Origin of the sequence: Priestia koreensis, from assembly GCF_001274935.1 — a bacterium.
Lineage (GTDB): Bacteria > Bacillota > Bacilli > Bacillales > Bacillaceae_H > Bacillus_AG > Bacillus_AG koreensis.
In genome coordinates this window covers 1-19,348 of sequence record NZ_LILC01000026.1, presented here as the reverse complement: position 1 = coordinate 19,348, position 19,348 = coordinate 1, and the positions used below count along the sequence as shown (strand labels likewise).

The following is a 19,348-nucleotide window of genomic DNA, read 5'->3' as shown; positions in this document are numbered from 1 at the left end:
TTTGACTTGCTCATTTGTTGTCTTACTTTTAAAACGTTGACGTTTTGCTTGTTTTGTTCAGTTTTCAAAGTTCATCTTGTTGCCGTTAAAGCAACTTTATTAATATACCATTTCTTTCACTTGGTGTCAAACACTTTTCTGAAAAACTTTTAAAGTTTTCATCGAGCAACGTTTGTTTCGCGTTGTTCCCTGTCGACTTAGACTATATTACATGTATTTGTCGGATGGGTCAATACTTTTTCTTAAAAAGTTTACTTTTTTCTATTCTTTCCTAATCTGCCTCTATTAATAGAAAAAAGCAGCAGAACTCCGAGGAGGTCTCTGCTGCTTTTTATTATCTATTTATATAGTTTGTTATTTTGCTAGGAAAACAAAATAGAGAACGAAGATCACGAACAGTCCGTACATAATCGGATGAACTTCTTTTGATCTTCCTTTTACGACCATCGTAATTGGATAGAAAATGAATCCAAGCGCAATACCAGTTGCAATGCTGTATGTTAGTGGCATCATGATGACGGTTAAGAAAGCCGGTACTGCCGTTTCAAACTCGTTCCATTTAATATTAGATAGCGATGCCGCCATTAGAACTCCTACAATAATCAACGCCGGTGCTGTCACGGCTGGAGTTACAATCGATAACAGTGGAGAGAAGAATAATACGATTAGGAATAAGGTCGCTGTTACGACGGATGCAAATCCACTCTTTCCTCCTGCTGCTACCCCTGCTGAAGATTCAATGTAAGCTGTTGTTGTTGACGTTCCTAAAAGCGCTCCGATTGTTGTAGCTGTTGAATCAGCTAGTAAAGCTTTCCCAGCTCGTGGAAGCTTGTTATCTTTCATTAAACCTGCTTGGTTTGCTACTGCTACTAGCGTACCCGCCGTATCAAAGAAATCTACAAATAAGAACGTTAAGATCACCACAAGCATTTTAATCGTAAAAATATCACCAAAGTGTTGAATCGCTACACCAAACGTTGGCGCAAGACTCGGCGCTGCTCCAACTACTTGATGAGGCGTATTAATTAATCCGAAGATCATTCCTGCTACCGCAGTGATAACCATTCCGATAAATACCGCTCCATTAATTTTACGTACCATTAGAATGATCGTAATGATGATTCCAAAAATCGCAAGAAGCGTATTTCCATTAGATAAATCACCTAGTCCAACTAGTACACTCTTATCAGCAACAATGATACCTGATCCTTTTAGACCTACAAACGCGATAAAAAGACCAATACCTGCTCCTACTGCCATTTTTAATTCGTAAGGAATTGAGTTAATAATTGTTTCACGCAAACCACTTAGAGATAGAAGAATAAAAATAATACCTGACGTTAAAACACCTGATAAAGCCGTTTGCCACGGAATACCCATTGTTAACACAACTGTATAAGCAAAAAATGCATTCAGTCCCATACCCGGCGCTAGTGCGATTGGATATCTGGCTAGTACTCCCATAATCAATGATCCTATCGCCGCTGCAATGGCTGTTGCCGCAAACACCGCGTGAGGATCCATGCGCATGCTGTCCGGTAAATTCGGTACATCGCTTAACGAAAGTACGCTAGGGTTAATAAATAAGATGTAAGCCATGGATAGAAAAGTAGTCAGACCTGCTAGAGATTCAGTACGATAGTTCGTTCCTAGCTCGTCAAAACGGAAATACTTCTTCATGTTGATCCTCCCTATGATCAATACGCCGTTCTTCTCCTAACCCCATAAAAAAACACCTCAACCTAAAAACAGGTGAAGCGTTGACTAGTGATATATATAGATAGAACGTGCGCAGAACACATAGAGTCCCCACGATTCTAACCAAATATCTCGTAGTCAAGCTATTTACGGCAGCTCGGTAGAAACTTTTGGGCCATATCCCCAATATTATACGACATATAGTAATTTCTATTGATTTATAGTCTTATTGTACCATCCACATTATAGTCGGTCAATATAAAAGACGAACATTTTTTTTGGAAATGTTCGTCTTTGTTCGTTTTTATTCCCACTCGATTGTTGCAGGTGGCTTAGATGTAATGTCATACACTACTCGGTTAATGTGTTTGACTTCATTTACGATACGAGTAGAGATTTTTTCTAGTACGTCCCACGGGATACGTGCCCAGTCAGATGTCATTCCATCAATCGATGTTACCGCACGAATACCGATTGTGTAGTCATACGTACGAGCATCACCCATTACACCAACGCTGCGGATGTCAGGAAGTACAGTGAAATACTGCCAAATATCACGAGTTAAGTCTGCTTTACGGATCTCTTCGCGTAAAATTGCATCTGACTCACGAACGATCTCAAGCTTTTCTTCTGTAATCGCACCTAGGACACGAATACCTAATCCTGGTCCTGGGAACGGCTGACGCCACACAATTTCATCAGGAATCCCTAGCTCTGTTCCTAACGCACGAACTTCGTCTTTAAATAACGTATTTAAAGGCTCGATTAGTTGGAATGCCATATCTTCTGGTAATCCACCTACGTTATGATGGGATTTGATTGTTTGAGCAGTCGCTGTACCACTCTCGATAATATCGGTATAAAGAGTTCCTTGCGCTAAATATTTAATACCTTTTAACTTAGTCGCTTCGTCATCGAATACATAGATAAATTCATTTCCGATGATTTTACGCTTCTTCTCAGGATCAGATACCCCTTCAAGCTTTTGTAAGAAACGATCTTTCGCATCTACTTTAATAACATTCATATTGAAACCTTCACTGAACGTTTTCATTACGCTATCAGCTTCGCCTTTACGAAGAAGACCGTGATCAACGAAAATACATGTTAATTGGTCGCCAATAGCCTTATGAATAAGAACGGCAACAACAGAAGAATCTACCCCGCCGCTAAGTGCGCATAGTACGTTCTTATCGCCTACTGTTTGACGGATCTTGTCCATTTCCATTTCAATAAAGTTTTCCATGGACCAATCAGCCGTACAGTTTGAAATTTCAAATACGAAATTCTTTAATAGTTCATTTCCGTATACAGAGTGTCTTACCTCTGGGTGGAATTGAACGCCGTACAAGTTCTTTTCTTTGTTGCTCATCCCTGCAATTGGGCATGATAAGCTTGTTGCATCTACTTCAAATCCTTCAGGCGTTTGAACAACAAGGTCACTATGGCTCATCCATACAACCTGTTCTTTTGGAAGCTCATGATATAGAAGTGAGTCATTTTGAATATTAATTGTTGCTTTTCCGTATTCACGATGAGAAGCACCTTCTACTTTTCCACCAAAATGATGTGTCATTAACTGCATACCGTAGCAAATTCCCAGCACAGGAATCCCTAAATCAAAAATACGTTCGTCACAACGGAATGAATTTTCTCCGTATACGCTGTTTGGACCACCAGAAAGGATAATTCCGTTTGGATTCATCTTCTGGATCTCTTCTGCCGTAATTGTATGAGGGTGCAATTCACTATACACACCAAACTCACGAATGCGTCGAGTAATCAGCTGATTATACTGACTACCGAAGTCTAATACTACGATCATACCTTCCATTTACGCCACCTCTTTAGATATATAATAATTGCCTTTAGTGTGCCCAAAGCTATAAAAAAAACTAGAATCCTGCCCTCGATAAAAAAACAAAGGCAGGATTCTAGTCGTATAACTTCACGCACATAGAATCATCTGCCTTCATAGTCAGGTTATTAATGGTAACCCGGTAGAGACTCTCGAACCATATTATCGAGGATATACGAAGGATGATAAATAATTTTCAATTTAGCATTATTCTATCAACCCAACAAAATATGGTCAAGAACTCGTCTTTTTAATTAAATTTTCCCATAATTCAATCGATTTTTCCCATTCTGCGTTTTGGGCGTCTTTTCGGTACACATTGTACTCATAACGCTCCGTCAAACGACTCATTTCATTCGTCCCAAATGACTGGTCAACAAGCTTCGCATACTCTCTTAGCGTCTGATCCGGCTTTCTTTTTAGGCCATATTTCTCTAATTGCTTCAGCAAAGCGAGATAAGCATTTGACATTGAATTTTTACTGCGTTTACGGCGATATTTTCGAATTAAAAATAGCGGTAGCCATCTTCTTCTCTTCAAATAAATAACGATACTAGCCACAAGGACCATGATCATTCCTAGAATGACGTAAAAAATTGTTTTCTTATTCCATGTATTCGACTCATCAGTTTGCGGAGTAGCTGATGCTTCTTTAGCCAACTTACTTTCTTGCTTCTTTTGTTTGTTTAGGGCAGCTAGATTTCGCTGTGCAGGCGTATCGTTCTGCTCGGCACCTGTTGTCGTAGTTAAATTATACGAAAATTCTTCTGGTGCTGAGAAGCTTTTCGTTGGTTCAAACGGAATCCAGCCTGTGCCAGGAAAGTATACTTCAACCCACGAATGTGCGTTATTTTGCGTGACTTGATACAGGGTTCTGTCCCCTTCCTCCCCTACTACATCACCTGCCGTATAACCTTTCACCCATCTTGCTGGGATACCTAAAGAACGTAAAAGAACAATCGTCGAGGTCGAAAAATTATCGCAATACCCACGTTTTGTATCAAATAAAAACTGATCCACATAATCTTGATTTTTACCTGGAATTCCTACGTCTTGCGTATCGTAAGAGTAGGGATTATATTCAAAATACTGCTTAATTTTATTTACTTGATCATAACGATTTGTTTCTCCAGCTGTAATTTCCTTCGCCAGATCACGCACTCTTTTCGGTAGTGATTTTGGGAGCTGCGTATAGCGCTTCATGAATTCATCATTATTCTCATTTTGATCTTTTACTATCGGTTTTTGTAACTCTTCTACCGGAAACTTAGGCAGTTTATAGCGGATCGTATAAGCACTAGCACCTGTTTGTTGACTTCCCTCATAGTTATAGATCTTTTGAGAAACAGCATTGATTTTCAAGTTTGTATACATCTCGTCTCGAGGCATAATACTCATGGTAGAAGGTGCGTACATGTAAAAAGGGTTTTGAATTGCTGGTATCACATCATCCTCTAATACTTTTTCCGTTACTTTGTCAGGATACTGCGAAAGCATAGAACGCACATCATAGTGCGCCTCCCTCCCCCCGTTAGCATCCTGTTCAGATTGTAGAGTCTGTTCGATTGGCTGAAGCCCTACAATCTCTGACTGTACCCAGCCCTTTCCTGTGTACGTATCCTTCGTTTCAATTCGCCAATAGTGCTTCTCTGAAACAGATGCACCAAAAACTACGCTATCATCCCCAACAAATGATCCACCTAGGCGAGAGTCATCTGTTCCATACCCGATTTTACGTATACTACCCGAGCCTGTACCTTCGCCTTCGTTTCCTTGGGCATAGCTTTTTAAAAACGGAACCGGATCTGGCCACTGCGGTTTCGCTTTTGGCAACGCATAGGCAATAGTAGTAGATACCAGTAAAACAAGAATAAAAGGCAGGATAAACACAAATTTTCGAGCAGGCGCTTTTGAGCTAAACTCCAATTTCCCTATTCTTTCAATTCGAAGAATACCTACAAACAATAACCCAATTAACACCATAGTGATAATCGCGCTTTTTCCGTCATAGGTTGTGAACGTATCTAAAACCGCAATATAGACAACGCTTAGAACAATAAACGTAAAAATTCGCTTTTGGTAAAAGACCCAATAAATGAGCAGGTAGCTTACAAGCCACAGCAAAATAAAAAATAAGATGCTGCGGAATTCGTTAGAAATACTACTAATATTAAAGCTTCCAATAAGCGAAAAATCATTCCCCATCGTCTGAAACAAATCCCCTACCCACGTAAAATCAAAAAGAGGACTGTCAAAGTACCAGTAGTGCAACGAATAAAAAATGTAGAGCCATTTTATAATGAAGCTCACCCACACATTGACACGTAAAAAAGAAAGAAAGCAGTTTAAGATAATAAACACAGTAAACAGCATCGCGCTTGCCGTACTCGTGACCTCAGATATTGGCTTAATCCACGTATAAAGCAAAACAAAAATGCCCATGTACATCACAACGGTAAGGAGTGGATTTCTTCTTTCGAATGGAATTTTAAACATCATTTCCCCACCTCTAAAAATCCTTTTGATAGCTCTTCAGGATAAATGACTTTTACGACACAATTGCGCTTTTCAAGTGAATAAATTGCGCTAACTTCCTCGGCTTCTAATCGTTCAGATCCTTCCTTTACTACTAGTACCCATACGTGCATAGAAGGACGAAGCATCGTCTGAATAAGTCTAGACAATGTCTGGTCAACCGAATACGTCACCACCATAAAAATCGGAACGTCCCGATAACGTAAAAAGGCTGCCGACAGCTCGTTCACAAACGTTTTACTCGGATCAGGCTGTACCTTAGCCAAATGATAAAGCACGTTGTACAAATCATGATCGCTTTGAATACTCCGAACCGCTTCGTCCTGATAGCCGATCGATACAAAGCCAATCTGTGAATTCTCTTTCCGATACGCATTCATAAGAGAAGCAGCTGTAATCACACGATTTTCGAACCCGCCCTCTCGAATGCCATCAAATACAACAACCATCTGATTTGACTGCTGGGAATCATATTCCTTTGAAATGAGCGTATTCTTCTTCGCTGACGATTTCCAATCAATCCACGAAACGCGGTCCCCAGGCTCGTACTCTCTCGTTCCAGACACCAACGCATTTTCCCTGTGAACGCGAAAAGGAGTAGAAAGTCCACCTGTTTCAAAGTCCATCATCAGCGAGTGATTACGCACTTTAACCATATGAGGATACACGAGGAACTGCGTACGCCCTGAAAAATAGGCTTCTTTATTCAATAAACCTAGTAAATCACTCGTATAGATACGCACCTCTGAAAAACTGTGTTCTCCTCTAGGGAGATGCTCAAGCGTATATTCAATGGAGATCTCACGTTTAAACAACGGATACACCATTCGTTTGGAGATATGCTGTTCATAACGATTAGACAAATGTGCAGGCAGAATATCCTCCACAATGAGAAAGAAGAGCGGAAACCTCGTTCTTCTGCGCAGCGTGATTGTGCAATGAAGCGAATCCCCTGCTTGATAACTCGTTTGATTCATATGCCTCGTCACTTCAAATCCAGACAGTGGATAAATGAATAATCCGAGAACATATAGTAAAAAGGGCAAAAAGCTATAAAACAAAAACCAGCTCACAAATCCCCCTTGAAACATCGCATAAGAAAAGGTGGCAACAAATGCCACGCCAACCAAGAAAGCTACAAACACCACTTTAAAAGATTGAAAGATTTTCTTCATGCCTATCATTACCTTTTAATTGGAACGTACACTTTCTCAATAATCTCTCGGATAACATCCTCAGCTACTTTTCCTTCGTAACGCGCTTCTGGCTTCAGCATAATACGATGCGACAGGACGTATAGAGCCAAATACTGCACGTCATCAGGGATACAAAAATCACGGCCTTGGATGAGCGCAAGTGCTTGAGAAGCCCGCATAAGCGCGACGGAACCACGAGGACTAGCGCCTAAGTAGATTAAGTCATGCTTTCTTGTTCGGTTTACGATCTCCACGATATACTGCTTAATCGTATCGTCTACGTATACCTCTTTTACGCGATCCTGAAGCTCAATTAGCGTGGACACATCCATAACAGGTTCCAGATTCGCAATTGGTGATTGGTTGGCTTGTCTCGATAACATTTCTATTTCTTCACGCATACTTGGGTAGCCCATTTTGAGCTTAAAAAGGAAGCGATCAAGCTGAGCTTCTGGCAGCTGATACGTTCCGTCAAATTCGATTGGGTTTTGTGTTGCCATCACGAAGAAAGGACGTGGAAGTGGACGGGTAACCCCATCGGTTGTAACATTTCCTTCTTCCATTGCTTCAAGTAGAGCAGATTGTGTTTTAGGTGATGTGCGGTTGATTTCATCCGCTAATACGATATGACTCATAACGGGGCCTGGACGATAAATAAAATCCATTTCTTTTGGGTTGTATATGGATACGCCGGTAACATCAGAAGGTAGCAAATCGGGTGTAAACTGAATTCGTTTAAAATCAGCGCTAATCGACTTCGATAACGCACGAACCATCATCGTCTTCCCTACACCTGGTACATCCTCAAGCAATATATGCCCTTCGGCTAAAAGCGCAACTAAACTAAGCGTTGCAACCTCTCTCTTTCCAATAATCACTTTTTCGATGTTTTCTACAACTTTTTCAAAGTTTTCTTGTAGTTTCATTACCGTTGTCAAGCTCATTCCTCCCTGGTGATTAAATATGTATAAAGCAAAGCATCATCTTAATACATTCAACACCTAGGAAAAAATTCCTTTTTCTCGCATAAAAAAAGACTACTTTAAAAATCAAGTAGCCTACTTTCCCTATCATAAGACCTAGAAGGAACAGAAAAGATATGTATTAATAATTGGATACGTTAGGCGCATGCTTAAACGACTTCACAAAATCTGATAAGCAGTCCTCACACAGATCAAATGACCATTTCTCCTCATCGTGGCTGCTGCCATAGCCGAAAAATGCATCGAATGAATGAAACAAATTAGATATGTATGATCTATCTGCCTTTTCTCCAATCACTCTCTCCGTTCTTCCGCACTTGTTGCATGTGATTGATCCGACTACTTCTTTTGTGATGGTTTGTGTTTCGTAGTTTTTCATTGGTGTGTCTCCTTTTGGGTGGGTGGTTTTATTTTAGCATTGTTTTGGGATGGAGTTGTAAATCTTACTGTGAAACAAGCAAAAAGGGACTTCTCTTTTTACAGAGAAGTCCCTTTTTACGAAGGGGGCGTTATTACATCATGCCGCCCATTCCACCCATACCGCCCATTCCGGACATGTCAGGCATGCCAGAAGCGCCAGCTGGTTCTGGTTTGTCAGCTACTACAGCTTCTGTAGTTAGGAACATTGCTGCTACAGATGCTGCGTTTTGAAGAGCTGAGCGAGTTACTTTTGTTGGGTCAACGATTCCTGTTTCGATCATGTTTACCCATTTGCCAGAAGCTGCGTTGAAGCCTACGCCAACTGCTTCGTTTTTCAAGCGCTCGATGATTACAGATCCTTCAAGACCTGCGTTGTGAGCGATTTGACGAACTGGTTCTTCGATCGCACGTAGTACGATGTTGATACCAGTAGCTTCGTCACCTTCCGCTTCAACTCCAGCTACTTTATTGTAGATATTTACTAACGCAGTACCACCACCAGCTACGATACCTTCTTCAACCGCAGCACGAGTAGAGTTTAATGCGTCTTCGATACGTAATTTACGTTCTTTAAGTTCTGTTTCAGTTGCAGCACCAACTTTGATTACTGCTACTCCACCAGCTAATTTAGCTAGGCGCTCTTGTAATTTTTCACGGTCAAATTCAGAAGTTGTTTCTTCTAATTGAGCGCGGATTTGTTTTACGCGAGCATCGATTTCAGCTGGGTTACCAGCACCGCTAACGATTGTTGTGTGTTCTTTTGTAACAACAACTTTCGCTGCGCGACCTAATTGGTCAATTGTAGATGATTTAAGATCTAAACCGATCTCTTCAGTGATTACTTCTCCACCAGTTAATGTAGAGATGTCTTCTAGCATTGCTTTACGACGGTCACCGAATCCAGGCGCTTTAACAGCTACTGCATTGAATGTACCACGTAGTTTGTTCACTACTAATGTAGCTAATGCTTCACCTTCAACATCTTCAGCGATTAGTAATAGTGGTTTACCTTGTTGTACCACTTGCTCTAATACCGGTAAAATTTCTTGAATGTTAGAGATCTTTTTATCTGTGATTAAGATATAAGGATTTTCTAACACAGCTTCCATTTTATCAGAATCAGTTACCATGTAAGGAGATGCATATCCACGGTCGAATTGCATACCTTCTACCACTTCAAGTTCAGTCGTGAACCCTTTAGACTCTTCTAATGTGATAACGCCGTCGTTACCTACGCGCTCCATAGCTTCTGCGATTAATTGACCTACTTCATCATCAGCAGCAGAGATTGCCGCAACTTGAGCGATTGATTCTTTACCTTCGATTGGTTTTGAAATAGCTTTTAGCTCTTCAACAGCTACAGCTACAGCTTTTTCAATCCCTTTACGTAGTCCAACTGGGTTCGCACCAGCCGTTACGTTTTTAAGACCTTCACGAATTAGCGCTTGTGCTAATACTGTTGCAGTTGTTGTACCGTCTCCAGCAACATCATTTGTTTTGCTTGCAACTTCAGCTACAAGTTTTGCACCCATGTTTTCGAATGCATCTTCTAATTCGATTTCTTTTGCGATTGTAACACCGTCATTTGTAATTAAAGGAGAACCAAATTTCTTCTCTAGAACTACGTTACGACCTTTTGGTCCAAGCGTTACTTTTACTGCGTCCGCTAATTTATCTACACCACGTAACATGGAACGACGTGCGTCTTCGCTAAACTTCATATCTTTTGCCATTGTTTCTAGACCTCCTCGAATTTTTCCAAATGGTTTATAATTTCTTTTATATCGTGCGTTCGTTAAGTATTAAGTTAATTAGCCGATTACAGCTAAAATATCTGATTCACGTAAGATTAAGTATTCTGCACCTTCGTATTTGATTTCAGTGCCTGAATATTTTGAGAAGATAATGCGATCGCCTTCAGCAACTTCTAAAGATACACGCTCTCCATTGTCTAACACGCGACCTGTTCCTACAGATACAACTTTACCTTCTTGCGGTTTCTCTTTTGCAGTATCAGGTAGTACGATACCGCTAGCAGTTTTTTCTTCTGCTTTTAAAAGTTCAATAACTACGCGATCTCCTAATGGCTTTAACAAGTGAAACGACCTCCTCAAATAATTAAAATAAAATGTTGGTTATTTATTAGCACTCATTACACTTGAGTGCTAACACAGTTATTATATTAAATAATGTGCTTTTCTTTTGCAAGTAAAAACCTCAAATTTTTTTACAATTTTTTAAAGCGCTTTAATTTCCGTCACATTTATTTTTTTATTCGCTCCATTTGAGTCATTCTTTCCTTAGTTTTGTCTTATACTATGTTACAATACGAAAGAACATCAGTGGTTATATTCGACTTATACATAGATAAATCCTCTAGCAAAGGAGTTTTATGGATTGAAAAAGCAGTATTGGTACATTATTGTAGCTTATGTAATCATGCAACTTACGCTTGGCTTAGGCGCAAAGCTTCTGGCAACAACAGGCTTATTTGAACGCTATGGGCGATTAGAAATCGCTTATGCCGGAACGACGTGGACTATTATCGCATTCGCCATCGTCCTCATCCTCACCCTCTTCTGGCTTCGATCTGATATGAGAAGCCGCGGGAAAGCCAATATTTCTAGTCTTGTGTTTTGGTCTATTATTGGGATTTTCATGGCGCTGGCTGCACAAGCCGTTGCGGCGTTAATTGAAACAAACCTCTTTAAAATTGAAGCGGGGTCTGAAAATACAGAGTCTCTCATTAAACTGATTAAGTTAATGCCAGCTTTTATTTTCGTGACGTCCGTCATCGGGCCTATTTTAGAAGAAATTATTTTCCGAAAAATTATATTCGGCTCTCTTCATAAACATTTTAACTTTTTAATTTCAGCCATCATAAGTGCGCTGATCTTTGCAGTTGTCCACATGGACTTCTCTCATATCCTTGTGTATACGGCGATGGGATTAGTATTCGCTTATCTCTATTCGAAAACGAAGCATATTATTGTATCGATATTTGCTCACGTTATGATGAATACTATTGTTGTGGTGACTCAAACGTTATTTGCTGATGATCTAGAACGTATTAGACAGCAAAGTGAGCAATTGCAGTTTATTTTTGGAGGCTTTTTATCATGAGAAGAACCCCCTTATTTATGGGCTTAGTGTATACGCTCATGGGGATCGTCTTTACTTATTTTGCAATCCGTAGTGCTAATCACGGACTGTGGAATTTTACAACGATTCTCCTGATGCTCGTGGCAACCTTTGATTTTGGTGTCGCGATTCGCGTATTTACTTTGCATCGACGAATTAAACACATCCAAAAAAATAAGGATCAGAACAAGAAATAAAAAAAGGCACCGTGAATTCGGTGCCTTTTCTATGCGGTCATAGCGCTTTTTCCTGTTCTTCTTGCATTTCTTCTAGCTGACGTGCTTCCAGTACTTTTTTATGCGCACTGCGCGAGATGATAATGCTGATCTCATATAGAATAACAAGCGGAATCATCACGATGATCTGCGAGATCACATCTGGTGGTGAGATAATACCAGCTAGCACGAGCAGAATGAAATACGCATAGCGTCGAAACTTTGATAAAAACGTGGGCGTTACGATACCTAGTCTTGTTAAAAACATAATAATAACAGGTAGCTGAAATAAGAGACCAAACGGTAGTGTAAGCTTAATCAAGAAATCAAAGTATTCGTTGATACCAATTACTTGTGTTACGTTTAAGTTTTCAGCCAAGCTCGCACTGAAATTTAAGACATATGGAAGTAATACAAAATAGCTGAATGCTACTCCGGCTAGGAAAAGAAAAAGAGAAAGAGGAATGTAGCCAAGTGTGACTTTTCTTTCACGCTCATATAAACCAGGGCTAATAAATGCCCACAGCTGATAGAGAGCAAGAGGAGCCGTTAAAACGCAGCCTATTACAAAAGAAAATTGAAAATAGATTTTGATAGGGTCTGTTAATCGAAACGCATTCATCGTTAGATCCTTTGCCCGATCGGCTTGTTGAAGGTACCGAATAATCGGCTCTGCAAAAAACAATCCAGCAACGGTTGTAACTAAAAACACGACTGCAACTAGAATAACTCGCTTACGTAACTCTCCTATGTGGTCATATACGGACATCTCTTTTTCGCTCATACTAAAACCATCCTTAATTAAATTACCTGAAGCATGTAATTATCTTATATTGAGGAGTAATTCTTTAAGAAATAAGCAAGTGACTGTAGTTCTACGGCCAAATCAATATGGTGAACTCGAACTTCCTCAGGAACGGATAATCGTGCTGGTGTAAAGTTCAGGATTCCTTTGATTCCACAGCCAATTAGACGATCTGTAATAGGCTGTGCCACCTGAGCTGGCACGGTTAAAATCGCTACTGGGATATCGGATGTGATTTCCTTTTCTAGATCATCTAGATGAGATACACGCACTCCGCCTACCGTTTCCCCTATTTTATCATCAGCCACATCAAATGCCATCTCTATTTTTGTATTATTGTTTTTTGTGAAGTTATAATGAAGAAAGGCTGTCCCTAAATTCCCCACTCCAATTAATGCTACCTTTGTAATTTCATCCTGATCCAACGTCTTGCGGAAGAAGGATAAAAGATAGTTCACGTTGTAACCATACCCCTTTTTACCTAAAGCCCCAAAATAGGAAAAATCTCGTCTAATCGTAGCAGAGTCTACCTTTACCGCTTCACTTAATTCCGCAGAGGAAACCCGTTGTTTCCCCGAAGAATGCAGGTTCTTTAAGAAACGGTAATAAAGAGGCAGCCTCTTCGCTGTTGCTTGTGGTATTTTCGCTTGATCTGTTTGCATACCTATACCCCCTTAACGTTCGGTGTGCGTTGTCCCTTGTCGAATAAAATCTCCACTTTTCCCACCTGTTTTTTGCTTTAAATATGTTGGTCCAATGACCATTCCCTTGTCGAACGCCTTACACATATCATAGACTGTCAAGGCACATACTGAAGCAGAAGTTAGCGCTTCCATTTCTACTCCCGTACTCCCTTTTGTCTTTACCTCTACTTGAATATGAAGGAGACAATAATCTTGTTTTACTTCCCACTCAAAAGAAATGTCTACTCCTTTAAGTGCTAACGGATGACACATTGGAATAATATCTGCTGTTTTTTTCGCAGCCATAATTCCTGCGACTTGTGAAACAGCGAGCACATCACCCTTTGCAACGCCCTGGTTGATGATTGTTTCATATAATTCTTTGCTTACCTCTACGCTAGAAAGCGCAATAGCTGTACGCAAAGTATCTGACTTATCTGTGATGTCGACCATCTTGGCGCGACCTTGTTCATTAAAATGGGTAAAACTCATAACTAACTTCCTCCTTCACTTATGACTATACACTATTTTCATGCTCATGTCTCTTACAGTCGTATGAACATACACGTATCGACAAGATCTATCAGCAGAAATAGAAGAAATCCTATCCTAGGAGTTGCTCATCCCAAATACAGTAAGATACACTAGATGTATACTAACAGAGGTGAAAACAATGATTATCTTACAATTAAATGGCATCACCAAATATTATGGTGCTGATCCTATTTTAACGAATATAAAACTAGAAGTTCAATCTAAAGACCGCATTGCCCTAGTCGGTCGAAATGGGGCGGGTAAATCAACGCTTCTTAAAATTATCGCCGGAGAACTCTCTCACGACGGTGGTGAGATTATTAAGCCAAAAGACATTACGATTGATTACATGGGACAAGATACGGTTCTTAATTCTAGTCTCTCTATTTGGGATGAAATGATGACCGTTTTTGAACCAATTCGTAAGATGGAACGAGAACTTCGAGATCTAGAACATAAAATGGGCGATCCGGATGTTTTTAATAACGCGGATCAATATCAAAAGCTTTTATCGGCTTATGACGCTCTTCAGGTGAAGTTCAAAGATCAAGGCGGCTATCAATACGAAGCTGACACTCGTTCTATTTTACACGGTTTCCGCTTTGGAGACTATGATTATAAAACGCCTATTTCTTCACTAAGCGGTGGACAAAAAACGCGACTCTCTCTTGCTAAGCTATTATTAACGAAACCAGACCTTCTTATTTTGGATGAGCCGACCAACCATCTTGATATCGATACGCTAAGCTGGTTAGAACAATATCTACAGGGCTATGAAGGGGCCATTTTAATCGTATCCCATGACCGTTATTTCCTTGATAAAGTCGTCAATCAAGTATATGAAGTATCACGTACAACAACAAACAAATACATCGGAAACTACTCTCACTACCTGCAAGAGAAAGCTGCGCGCTACGAACAGGAAATGAGACAGTTTGAGAAGCAGCAGGATGAAATTGCGAAGCTTAATGATTTTATTCAGCGGAACATTGCCCGTGCTTCGACAACAAAGAGGGCACAAAGTAGACGTAAGCAATTAGATCGCATTACGCCACTTGCAAAGCCTTCTGATGGCGAGAAATCGGCGACATTTTCCTTTGATATCGAAAAGCAAAGTGGAAATGAAGTGTTAAAGGTAGAGGACGTATCCATTTCCTATGATGGGACAAACCCTGTCATCGGAAACGTCAATATACGTATTACACGTGGAGAAAGCATTGCGCTTGTTGGACCAAACGGAATCGGGAAATCAACATTGCTGAAGGCCATCATTGACCGTATTCCTCGAATGAAAGGGAACATCCATTTCGGGTCCAATGTAACGGTCGGTTACTATGACCAAGAACAAGCGAATCTCTCATCGAATAAAACTGTACTAGGTGAACTATGGGACGAGTACCCAACAACACCTGAAAAAGACATTCGATCGATTTTAGGTAGCTTCCTGTTTACAGGTGATGACGTGCTGAAAATTGTCTCAACGTTAAGCGGTGGAGAAAAGGCTCGACTTGCTCTTTCAAAACTCATGATGCAAAAAGCCAATGTCTTAATTCTCGATGAGCCGACCAACCACCTGGATTTAGATAGTAAACAGGTGCTAGAGAATGCGTTAGTCGATTATCCGGGCACGCTACTATTTGTTTCCCATGACCGCTACTTCATCAACCGTATTGCAACAAAAGTTGCAGAGCTATCGAAGGAACAGCTAACAGAGTTCTTAGGTGACTACGATTATTACGTAGAGAAAAAAGAAGAACAGCTTGAAATCAAACGATTAGAAGAGCAAACAGCGGTAGCAAAACAAACAGAGTCTGCTGAAAAGCCCTCTTATGCACAAGATAAAGAAACGAAAAAACTCTTACGCCAACGAAAGCGTCGCATTGAAGAAATTGAAGTTGAAATTAGCCAAATAGAAGAAGCGACTGAAAAGAATGAAGAATTACTTTGTGACCCAGTTGTCTATCAAAATCACGAAGAGGTGCAGCGTATTAATGCTGAAAATGAAGTGCATAATGAAAAGCTTGCGTCACTCATGGAAGAATGGGAAGAGTTACAGCTATTAATTGAAGAAATGGCATAAAAAAAGAACGGCGATCTCACATCGCCGTTCTTTTTTATACGCTTTGATCTTCTAAATCCAGACCCGGATACGCATTAAGAGCCATATCTGCATATTTATCATGATCAAACAGTACGCTTGCTGCAGCTCCAATCATCGCCGCATTATCCGTACATAGAGATAGCGGTGGAATCACAAGTTCTACGTCTGGAATTTCACTAAAGGCCGAAACTAGTGCCGCACGTAATCCTTTGTTCGCCGCTACTCCTCCAGCTAGCAATACTTGTTTAACGCCATATTCTTTTGTTGCTCTAATCGTTTTAGTCACTAACACATCTACTACGCTTGCTTGAAAGCTTGCCGCTAAATTTTCAGGAACAATTTCCTCGCCCTTTTGCGTTGCATTGTGAACTGTATTAATAACCGCCGATTTTAAGCCGCTAAAGCTGAAATCATACGATCCTTCTTCAAGCCATGCGCGAGGAAGATTATAAGAAGGTGTCCCCTCATGTGCAAGTCGATCGATATGAGGACCTCCTGGATAAGGAAGGTTTAACACACGAGCTACCTTATCATATGCTTCACCCGCTGCATCATCACGAGTCTCCCCGATCACTTCGAACTTACCGTGCTCTTTCATTAGGACAAGTTCCGTATGCCCACCTGAAACAACAAGTGAAAGCAGCGGGAACGTCATTTCTTTTTCTAAGCGGTTGGCATAAATATGCCCGGCAATGTGATGCACTCCGATTAAAGGCTTATTATGTGCAAAAGCTAACGCCTTCGCTGCATTTACACCAATTAGTAGAGCCCCTACTAAACCAGGACCTTCCGTTACCGCTACAGCATCAATATCATCCATGGTCATGTTCGCTTGCTCAAGCGTTTCTTGCAGAACGATTGTTACTTGTTCTACGTGATGACGAGAAGCAATTTCAGGAACGACTCCTCCAAATCGTTTATGGCTATCAATTTGTGATGCCACAACGTTTGATACAATTTCATTTCCGTTTCGAATAATGGAAGCTGCTGTTTCGTCACAGCTTGTTTCAATTGCTAAAATTAGTTGATCATTATTTTTCATAGTTTCACCCACATTACTAAAGCATCTTCTTGACTATCTGTATAATAATTTCGACGAAGCCCACCAGCTTCAAAACCTAATTTCTTATATAATGATTGCGCAACATGATTAGAGACTCTTACTTCTAACGTGAGAGTCCTCGCACCGAATTCCATCGAAAGCTCCATCACTTTTCTCATGAGCTTCTCTCCTAATCCTTGCCCTCTGTGAGAAGGTAGGATCGCAACGTTCGTAATATGTCCCTCATCAATAATAACCCAGAGACCACAGTATCCGATAATCACATCGTTCTCTTCCATCACAACGTATTTGGAGAATTGATTTTGCGTAAGCTCATTGACAAAGGCTTCCTTGCTCCAAGGCGTCGAAAAAGAAAGTTGTTCAATTCCAACTACTTGATCAATATCATTTACATCCATCATACGGAACGTGACCGTTGTATTCACTTTTCATCTCTCCTTATGATTTGGTACGTTGAGATGCTAACCAGTTCGCCTCAGCCTCTGCCATTCGAATATAGTTCGGAACAAATGTATGAAGATCTACTGGGAGCTTTGTCATTCCGATAAAAGCAAGCTCACTAGGTCTTGGGTTCAGCAAAGTTGGAGAGCCAAATACAGCCAGTTCTCCTATTTCACCTGCTAATACCTCTCGGTGTAAATCAGCATCATTGCCGATAAACAAAACAGGTTTCTCTAAGCTGCGTAAATACTTCGCCCAATCATTATTCATGACAAGCTGGTCTTCTACTACTGTTTCGATCGTTTCATTATATTGATAGAGTCCTGTATAAATTTGACCTCTTCGTGCATCGAATAAGGGCGCAATGTAACCATTAAAATAACGGCCGTTTGCTGCAAGTACCTCTAAGCTCGATACTCCAACGAGGGGAATTTGTAATGTCCAAGCTAGCGTTTTGGCAATGGTCACACCGATACGCACACCCGTATAAGATCCCGGTCCTTGTGCCACAACAATTCGCTCTAGATCAGATGGCGCCCATCCACAATCCTTTAACAAAGCTTGAATTGCCGGCATCACTCGCACAGAATGATTCTTTTTAATATTTGTGATGACTTCTCCTACGACTTGTTGATCATCGACCAAGGCCAGTCCCATCACAAAGTTAGACGTATCAATTGCTAAAGTTTTCATGAATTAAAAAGCTCCTTACATATATCAATATAGAGAGAACCTACTGCCTCAATTTCAATTTTCCGTTCATTCTCTGCTTGATGGAAAATATTAATTTCTAGTCGTTCCTCTGGTAACTGTTCTTTGATCAGGTGGGCCCATTCTACAACGGTCACACCATCTCCATCAAAGTACTCATCAAACCCCAGATCTTCAAACTCATCTTCTACGCGATATACATCCATATGATAAAGTGGCAATCTTCCATTTCGATATTCTTTAATAATCGTAAAGGTTGGACTGTTGACGTTTCGCTCGATTCCTAGTCCCTTTGCTAATCCCTTTGTAAACGTTGTCTTCCCTGCCCCGAGATCTCCCTCAAGCAGCAGGACAGAACCAGGAGTTAATCGCTCACTTAGCTGAATGGCAACACGCATCGTTTCCTCAGAAGAATGTGTCGTTAAAGAAAAAGATTGTCGTTCTTTCATAACTAAATCCTCATTTCACTTCTTAAAATTTCCTCTACTATCTTCTATTAGTATAAGGCTATTATAGCGAAATCACACCTCTCACACAGCATAACTTTGCTAAGTTTCAATAAAAGAGATGTCCTCCGTATAAAAAAAACCCTAGGAGGTAAATTCCTAAGGATATGATTGTATATATAAAATAAAGTGTTAGACATAAAAAAGCACGAAACATATTGTTTCGTTCATGTAAATAATGGCGGTCCCGACCGGGATCGAACCGGCGATCTCCTGCGTGACAGGCAGGCATGTTAACCGCTACACCACGGGACCATCATTCATATTTTCATAGTTTTTCAACTAAAAAATAATTGGTTGCGGGGACAGGATTTGAACCTGCGACCTTCGGGTTATGAGCCCGACGAGCTACCAGACTGCTCCACCCCGCGATAATATAAAAGCCTGGCGATGTCCTACTCTCACAGGGGGAAACCCCCAACTACCATCGGCGCTCGAGAGCTTAACTTCCGTGTTCG

The 19,348-nt window shown here is 40.6% G+C and carries 18 protein-coding genes, 2 tRNA genes, 1 rRNA gene and 2 riboswitches; of the genes, 3 read left to right on the top strand and 18 right to left on the bottom strand.

Features of this window, described 5'->3' with window-relative positions; all coding sequences use genetic code 11:
• Positions 1–354 precede the first annotated feature (354 nt).
• From AMD01_RS18605 to groES, 8 genes are all read right to left on the bottom strand, one after another.
• On the bottom strand, positions 355–1,680 hold the full coding sequence (locus tag AMD01_RS18605; RefSeq protein WP_053402954.1) for an NCS2 family permease: 1,326 nt from the start codon (positions 1,678–1,680) through the stop codon (positions 355–357).
• Between the two features lie 133 nt (positions 1,681–1,813).
• Positions 1,814–1,915: riboswitch (purine riboswitch) on the bottom strand.
• 87 nt (positions 1,916–2,002) lie between these two features.
• On the bottom strand, positions 2,003–3,532 hold the full coding sequence (gene guaA, locus AMD01_RS18600; protein WP_053402953.1) for a glutamine-hydrolyzing GMP synthase: 1,530 nt from the start codon (positions 3,530–3,532) through the stop codon (positions 2,003–2,005).
• Positions 3,533–3,653: 121 nt separating this feature from the next.
• Positions 3,654–3,755: riboswitch (purine riboswitch) on the bottom strand.
• A gap of 35 nt (positions 3,756–3,790) precedes the next feature.
• Positions 3,791–6,055 (bottom strand): transglutaminaseTgpA domain-containing protein, encoded by a 2,265-nt coding sequence (locus AMD01_RS18595; RefSeq protein ID WP_083446616.1) that lies wholly within the window; start codon positions 6,053–6,055, stop codon positions 3,791–3,793.
• Entirely contained in the window at positions 6,052–7,266 is a 1,215-nt protein-coding gene (locus AMD01_RS18590; RefSeq protein WP_053402951.1) for a DUF58 domain-containing protein, read from the bottom strand. Before AMD01_RS18590 ends, AMD01_RS18595 begins: the two co-directional genes overlap by 4 nt.
• Positions 7,267–7,274: 8 nt before the next feature.
• Complete coding sequence (locus tag AMD01_RS18585; RefSeq protein ID WP_053402955.1) at positions 7,275–8,213, bottom strand: AAA family ATPase; 939 nt, start codon at positions 8,211–8,213, stop codon at positions 7,275–7,277.
• Between the two features lie 178 nt (positions 8,214–8,391).
• The gene (locus tag AMD01_RS18580) at positions 8,392–8,649 is read right to left on the bottom strand and encodes a hypothetical protein (RefSeq protein WP_053402950.1); all 258 of its coding nucleotides are present in this window, start codon (positions 8,647–8,649) and stop codon (positions 8,392–8,394) included.
• A 133-nt stretch (positions 8,650–8,782) separates the two neighbouring features.
• On the bottom strand, positions 8,783–10,423 hold the full coding sequence (gene groL / locus AMD01_RS18575) for a chaperonin GroEL (RefSeq protein ID WP_053402949.1): 1,641 nt from the start codon (positions 10,421–10,423) through the stop codon (positions 8,783–8,785).
• 78 nt (positions 10,424–10,501) lie between these two features.
• Positions 10,502–10,786: a co-chaperone GroES gene (gene groES / locus AMD01_RS18570; protein WP_053402948.1), complete on the bottom strand. Its 285-nt coding sequence runs from the start codon at positions 10,784–10,786 to the stop codon at positions 10,502–10,504.
• Positions 10,787–11,087: 301 nt separating this feature from the next.
• Here groES and AMD01_RS18565 point away from each other — a divergent pair, with 301 nt between their 5' ends.
• Both AMD01_RS18565 and AMD01_RS18560 read left to right on the top strand, forming a co-directional pair.
• The gene (locus tag AMD01_RS18565) at positions 11,088–11,813 is read left to right on the top strand and encodes a CPBP family intramembrane glutamic endopeptidase (RefSeq protein ID WP_053402947.1); all 726 of its coding nucleotides are present in this window, start codon (positions 11,088–11,090) and stop codon (positions 11,811–11,813) included.
• A complete protein-coding gene (locus tag AMD01_RS18560; protein WP_053402946.1) occupies positions 11,810–12,028 on the top strand; it encodes a YdiK family protein in 219 nt (72 codons plus the stop codon). Before AMD01_RS18565 ends, AMD01_RS18560 begins: the two co-directional genes overlap by 4 nt.
• Positions 12,029–12,065: 37 nt before the next feature.
• Here the strand turns inward: AMD01_RS18560 and tatC are convergent, their stop codons facing one another.
• From tatC to moaC, 3 genes are read right to left on the bottom strand one after another with little or no spacing between them, the layout of a single operon-like run.
• On the bottom strand, positions 12,066–12,830 hold the full coding sequence (tatC, locus tag AMD01_RS18555; protein ID WP_053402945.1) for a twin-arginine translocase subunit TatC: 765 nt from the start codon (positions 12,828–12,830) through the stop codon (positions 12,066–12,068).
• Positions 12,831–12,874: 44 nt separating this feature from the next.
• Positions 12,875–13,513, bottom strand: a complete 639-nt coding sequence (locus tag AMD01_RS18550; RefSeq protein WP_053402944.1) for a redox-sensing transcriptional repressor Rex — start codon at positions 13,511–13,513, stop codon at positions 12,875–12,877.
• A 12-nt stretch (positions 13,514–13,525) separates the two neighbouring features.
• On the bottom strand, positions 13,526–14,026 hold the full coding sequence (gene moaC, locus AMD01_RS18545; RefSeq protein ID WP_053402943.1) for a cyclic pyranopterin monophosphate synthase MoaC: 501 nt from the start codon (positions 14,024–14,026) through the stop codon (positions 13,526–13,528).
• Between the two features lie 181 nt (positions 14,027–14,207).
• Here moaC and AMD01_RS18540 point away from each other — a divergent pair, with 181 nt between their 5' ends.
• Positions 14,208–16,148 carry an ABC-F family ATP-binding cassette domain-containing protein gene (locus tag AMD01_RS18540; RefSeq protein ID WP_053402942.1) on the top strand — a complete coding sequence of 647 codons (1,941 nt, stop codon included), beginning with the start codon at positions 14,208–14,210 and terminating at the stop codon, positions 16,146–16,148.
• 34 nt (positions 16,149–16,182) lie between these two features.
• Here the strand turns inward: AMD01_RS18540 and tsaD are convergent, their stop codons facing one another.
• From tsaD to rrf, 7 genes are all read right to left on the bottom strand, one after another.
• A complete protein-coding gene (gene tsaD, locus AMD01_RS18535; RefSeq protein ID WP_053402941.1) occupies positions 16,183–17,211 on the bottom strand; it encodes a tRNA (adenosine(37)-N6)-threonylcarbamoyltransferase complex transferase subunit TsaD in 1,029 nt (342 codons plus the stop codon).
• Positions 17,208–17,657, bottom strand: coding sequence for a ribosomal protein S18-alanine N-acetyltransferase (gene rimI / locus AMD01_RS18530; protein ID WP_053402940.1), 450 nt, complete (start codon positions 17,655–17,657; stop codon positions 17,208–17,210). The genes tsaD and rimI overlap by 4 nt, the downstream gene beginning before the upstream one ends.
• 13 nt (positions 17,658–17,670) lie before the next feature.
• Positions 17,671–18,366: a tRNA (adenosine(37)-N6)-threonylcarbamoyltransferase complex dimerization subunit type 1 TsaB gene (gene tsaB / locus AMD01_RS18525; protein WP_053402939.1), complete on the bottom strand. Its 696-nt coding sequence runs from the start codon at positions 18,364–18,366 to the stop codon at positions 17,671–17,673.
• A complete protein-coding gene (gene tsaE, locus AMD01_RS18520) occupies positions 18,363–18,833 on the bottom strand; it encodes a tRNA (adenosine(37)-N6)-threonylcarbamoyltransferase complex ATPase subunit type 1 TsaE (protein WP_053402938.1) in 471 nt (156 codons plus the stop codon). The genes tsaB and tsaE overlap by 4 nt, the downstream gene beginning before the upstream one ends.
• A gap of 236 nt (positions 18,834–19,069) precedes the next feature.
• Positions 19,070–19,145 (bottom strand) — tRNA-Asp (locus AMD01_RS18515).
• Between the two features lie 39 nt (positions 19,146–19,184).
• Positions 19,185–19,261, bottom strand: a tRNA-Met gene (locus tag AMD01_RS18510).
• 11 nt (positions 19,262–19,272) lie between these two features.
• A 5S ribosomal RNA gene (rrf, locus tag AMD01_RS25110) occupies positions 19,273–19,348 on the bottom strand; the annotation flags it as partial.